1 rRNA gene is annotated in these 241 nt (G+C 52.3%); it reads left to right on the top strand.

The window, feature by feature from the left end:
• Positions 1-54, top strand: a 16S ribosomal RNA gene (locus tag ASU23_RS19900); the annotation flags it as partial.
• Between the last annotated feature and the right edge of the window lie 187 nt (positions 55-241).

Genomic DNA, 241 nt, shown 5'->3' with positions numbered 1-241 from the left:
ACGAAGTCGTAACAAGGTAGCCGTACCGGAAGGTGCGGCTGGATCACCTCCTTTCTAAGGAGCATTCTCCAATCCAATATCCACACAGGTGGATGGTTGGTTGGCAGAGCCTGTTTCGGATCCACTTGTGGTCCGGCAGGAGCTCATGGGTGGACGCTGACAAACTTGATCGTCGTACGGTTTCTCCTCTGTGGGAAACCGACGAACAATATATCGACATACTGTTGGGTCCTGAGAGAAC

The organism is Rhodococcus sp. KB6 (assembly GCF_001445685.1).
GTDB lineage: Bacteria > Actinomycetota > Actinomycetes > Mycobacteriales > Mycobacteriaceae > Rhodococcus_F > Rhodococcus_F qingshengii.
Note: the sequence above shows the minus strand (reverse complement) of the source record. Positions and strands in the feature narration are given on the sequence as shown.